The sequence below is a fragment of the Longimicrobium sp. genome (genome assembly GCF_036554565.1).
Taxonomy (GTDB): domain Bacteria; phylum Gemmatimonadota; class Gemmatimonadetes; order Longimicrobiales; family Longimicrobiaceae; genus Longimicrobium.
Genome location: NZ_DATBNB010000537.1, coordinates 1 through 4,115 on the forward strand (window position 1 = coordinate 1; position 4,115 = coordinate 4,115).

The following is a 4,115-nucleotide window of genomic DNA, read 5'->3' on the forward strand; positions in this document are numbered from 1 at the left end:
GCGCGACATCAAGTACACGCTCAAGGGCGACACCCTGCAGTCGCCCCGCGCCCGCGCCCGCGCCGTGCAGCCGCTGGGCGCCGACGGTGCGTTCCGGCAGCAGGCGTACCTGGGCCCGCAGGAGCACGCGCGCCTGGCCGCCGTGGGCCACGAGCTGGAAGAGGTGAACCCGTACGGCTACCGCTGGCTGCGGCCGGTGGTTCGTCCCATCGCGGCCGCCGTGCTGTGGGCGCTCAACGGCCTGCACACCACGCTGGGCCTTCACTACGGGTGGGTGCTGATCCTCTTCGGGTTCCTGGTACGCGGCGTCACCTGGCCGCTGAACGCGCGGGCCATGCGCGCGCAGATGAAGAACATGGCGGTGCAGCCGGTGCTGCAGTCGCGGATGAAGGAGATCCAGGAGCGGCACAAGGGCGATCCGGCGAAGATGAACGCCGAGATGATGGCGCTGTACCAGGAGCTGGGGGTCAATCCGCTGTCGATGATGTCGGGGTGCCTTCCGCTGCTGATCCCCATGCCGGTGATGATCACGCTGTTCTTCGTGTTCCAGAGCGCCATCGAGTTCCGCGGCACCAGCTTCGCCTGGTTCCCCGACCTGTCGCTGCGCGATCCGCTGTACCTGCTGCCGGCGTTCCTGGTAGTGTCGATGTTCGGGCTGCAGTGGGTGAGCACCAAGCTCAGCGGGATGGAGCAGAACGAGCAGACGCGGATGATGATGTACATGATGCCGGTGATGATGGGCATGTTCTTCTTCGCCATGCCGTCGGGGCTCAACCTGTACTATGCATCCACGAACGTCGCCTCGTTCCCCCAGCAGATCCTGATCGCCAACGAGCGCCGCCGCGTGACGGAAAAGCACAAGGCCGAGCAGAAGGTCGCGGTCAAGCACGACGCGCTGAAGCGCATTCCGGCGAATCGGAAGCGCAGATAGGCCATCGCTGGTGTCATCAGAGCGCCCGCTCTCCTGGTGGAGGGCGGGCGCTTTTGCATGGACCGAGCGCCTCTGTCATCCCGACGGAGCGGCCACGATCAGCCTGGCCGCGCATCCCGGACCGCAGCGACCGAGGGATCCGCCATACAGCCCCGGGCGAGCCTCACAGGCGTCGTCACACGAGAACAGGCCAGCCCGCGCAGGCGGACTTCGTGTGGTTGTTGCAGCGACTTCAGTCGCCCGTGGGTGGTCGGGGCCAGGGTCCTCCCTTTCGCGCGCCCCTGCCCCGCCCCATCATCCCCCATGCTCTCGCTCCCCTTCCCCGCCGACACCGTTGCCGCCATCGCCACGCCGCAGGGCCGTGGTGCCGTGGCCCTGCTGCGCGTGTCCGGCCCCCGTGTGGTCGACATTCTCCGCGCCATCGCACCCACCTTAGGCGACATCGCGCCGCGAGTGCAGCGCTTGGTGGCGCTTCGGCATCCCGAGACGGGAGAACTCCTGGACCGCGGCTTGGTGACCTACTTCGCCGCGCCGGCCAGCTACACCGGCGAGGACACGGTGGAGATCGCCACCCACGGAGGCGTGCTGACCCCTCAGCTGGTGCTCGATGCGCTCCTGGCCGCCGGCGCGCGTACTTCCGAGCCCGGCGAGTTCACCCGCCGCGCATACCTGAACGGCAAGCTGGACCTGCTGCAGGCCGAGGCCGTTGCCGACCTGATCGATGGTCGCTCGCGCGCCCTGCACCGCGCGGCCGTGCACCAGATGGAGCGCGGCCTATCCAAGCGCATCGCGGAGCTGCGCGAGGCCATCATCGGCACCGAGGCGCTGATCGCCTACTCCATCGACTTCCCCGAAGAAGACGAGCCGCCCGTTCCCCCAGCCCGCATCCGCGCCTCAGCTGGGGACGTCATCGGGAGGATCGATGCGCTGCTGGCCACCGCGCCAGAGGGCGAGCTGCTGCGCGAAGGCGCGCTGACGGTGCTTGCCGGGCGCCCCAACTCCGGCAAGTCGTCCCTGTTCAACGCACTGCTCGGAACGGAGCGCGCCATCGTCACCGACATCCCCGGGACGACCCGCGACGCGTTGGAGTCATCCGTGTCGATCGACGGCTATCCGTTCCGCCTGGTCGACACGGCGGGGTTGCGGGAGACGGTGGACACGGTGGAGGGGATGGGGATCGAGGTGGCGCGCCGGTACCTGGCCGCCGCGGACCTGGTGCTGTTCTGCGTGGAGGCGGGACGGGAAATGGAGGAGGACGAGGCGGCGTTCGTCGCAGGCGTCGACCCGGCCCGCCTGGTGCTCGTGCGGACGAAGCGCGATCGATACGGCAGCGCGCCGGCGGACGCGTCGGGCGCGATCCCGTGTGTGGCCGTCTCCGCGGTGACGGGGGATGGATTGCCAGAGCTTCGGCAGGCGTTGCTGGGGCGGGCGTTCGGCGGCATCCTCGGCGAGCCGGGAGAGGCGCCGCTGGTCACCCGCGAACGCCACGCGCGCGCGTTGCGGACGGCGCGCGACGAGGTCTGCGATTTTCTGGCTGCCCTGGACGACGACGTGCCGATGGAGTTTGCGGCGACGCACCTTCGCGCGGGCGCGGGGGCGCTGGAGGACCTGGTGGGCGCGGTCTCGGTGGACGACGTGCTCGATCGCGTCTTCGGCAGCTTTTGCGTGGGCAAGTAGCCCCGGACACGCAGGCGGACGGAAAATTCGCGCGAAATTCGCTTTTATCGCACGTGGGACAGCGGGACGAGCCAGAGTATTCCCGAAATCGGGATCGTTCGTTAATCGCGAATCTCGCGAGCCGATTTTCTTCGGGGCAGCTTCGGATTCAGCGGATGATGGCGAACTCACCGTCGCGGAAGCCATCCCCTGAGAATGGAAGTGGTTCCACCGCGTCGACGAGGGCGCCGGGCGGGCCCTTCGCCAGTTGCGCCCGCAACTCATCCAGCCGCGCCTCGGAAGCACGGGCGTGGACGACGACGGCACCGTCCGGCAAGTTGCGGACGGTGCCGGAAACACCCAGCCGGTTGGCGAGGGAGCGGGTCCACCAGCGGAACCCCACTCCCTGCACCCGGCCGGTCACGCGAGAGCCGGCCTCGATCATCCCGTCAGAGGTCTTCCTGGTGGCTGGGAGGACGCGACCCGCCCGTGCTCCCAGCCCCCGACCCGGACGTGCCGGCACGGCTGGCACCCGCCGTCGAGCCGCCGTATCCGCCCGCCGACCCGCCACCGCTGGCCCCAGCCGCCGAGCCGCCGGTGCGTCCGCCCCCGCTGCCAGCGCCCGAGCCACCGCCGCTGCCCGCGGCACGGCCGGTGGAGCCCCCCGCCGATCCGCCCTGGCTGCCACCGCCCTGCTGGCCACCCATGAAGCCGTCGATCAGCTCCGCCAGGAAGCCGCTGCCCTGGCTGTTGGTCTGGCTGAGGAACCCGCGCGCGCCCTGTGCAATGCCGGCGCTGATGCCGCCCATCAGGGCACTGCGAAGCTCCCGCCGCGCGCGCGACGCCTTCGACGTGCCGTAGTCATCGTCGTCGTCGTCCCGAGCCGCCAGCACGAAGCCGATGGCGAACGCCACGCCCAGAATGGGCAGCGGGTTGTCGCGAAGGCGGTCTACCAGGCCGCGCTGCTCCATCGCGCGGTTCGCGCGGTCGCGGGTGGTGCTGGCCACGCGTGCCACCCGCGGCCCCACTTCGCCCGCCAGGTTGCGGGCACCCTCGCCCACGCGGTCGCGGATGGCCTCGGCCGCGCCGCCAAGCCGGCTGCGGCTGCCGCCCTCTTCGCTCCCCGCAAACTGCAGCCCCTCGTACTGGTCACCGCCGCCGGCGCTGTGCAGGCCGCTATGCACATCGCCGGATCCGCCCTTGTCGCCCATGGCGGACGAGCCGCCGGCGTTGCGTCCGGTGCCGCTCATGCCAGATCCCGCTTGGCCTGCTTGATCTCGCTCTGAAGCCATTGCTTGTCCTCCTTGAGAGTCTCGATGGTGAGGGCCGGCGTCACGCTCTCGTGCTTGAGCTTGTTCAGGTTGCTCTTGGCGAGCAACCCGCCGACGATCACGAAAAGCAGTCCGACGATCAGCGCGCCCAGCCAGTACTCGTCGACCGCGTCGCCCACCGCCAGCACCAGGAACAGGATCAGCACCAGGGCGCCGATCAGGGCGATTACGCCGCCGACCGCCACCTTGATGATGTC

The 4,115-nt window shown here is 69.7% G+C and carries 5 protein-coding genes; 2 read left to right on the plus strand and 3 right to left on the minus strand.

The window, feature by feature from the left end; all coding sequences use genetic code 11:
- Nucleotides 1-931, plus strand: a 931-nt coding sequence (gene yidC / locus VIB55_RS14735; protein WP_331877416.1) for a membrane protein insertase YidC, incomplete at its 5' end; no start/stop codon positions are given.
- 303 nt (nucleotides 932-1,234) lie between these two features.
- Nucleotides 1,235-2,608: a tRNA uridine-5-carboxymethylaminomethyl(34) synthesis GTPase MnmE gene (mnmE, locus tag VIB55_RS14740; RefSeq protein WP_331877417.1), complete on the plus strand. Its 1,374-nt coding sequence runs from the start codon at nucleotides 1,235-1,237 to the stop codon at nucleotides 2,606-2,608.
- 148 nt (nucleotides 2,609-2,756) lie between these two features.
- On the opposite strand, the gene VIB55_RS14745 is transcribed toward mnmE, so the two are convergent.
- The 3 genes from VIB55_RS14745 to VIB55_RS14755 all read right to left on the minus strand — a co-directional run.
- Entirely contained in the window at nucleotides 2,757-3,032 is a 276-nt protein-coding gene (locus VIB55_RS14745) for an acylphosphatase (RefSeq protein ID WP_331877418.1), read from the minus strand.
- Between the two features lie 4 nt (nucleotides 3,033-3,036).
- Entirely contained in the window at nucleotides 3,037-3,837 is an 801-nt protein-coding gene (locus VIB55_RS14750; RefSeq protein WP_331877419.1) for a hypothetical protein, read from the minus strand.
- The coding region (locus VIB55_RS14755; RefSeq protein ID WP_331877420.1) for a phage holin family protein at nucleotides 3,834-4,115 on the minus strand (282 nt) is incomplete at its 5' end. The genes VIB55_RS14750 and VIB55_RS14755, both read right to left, overlap by 4 nt.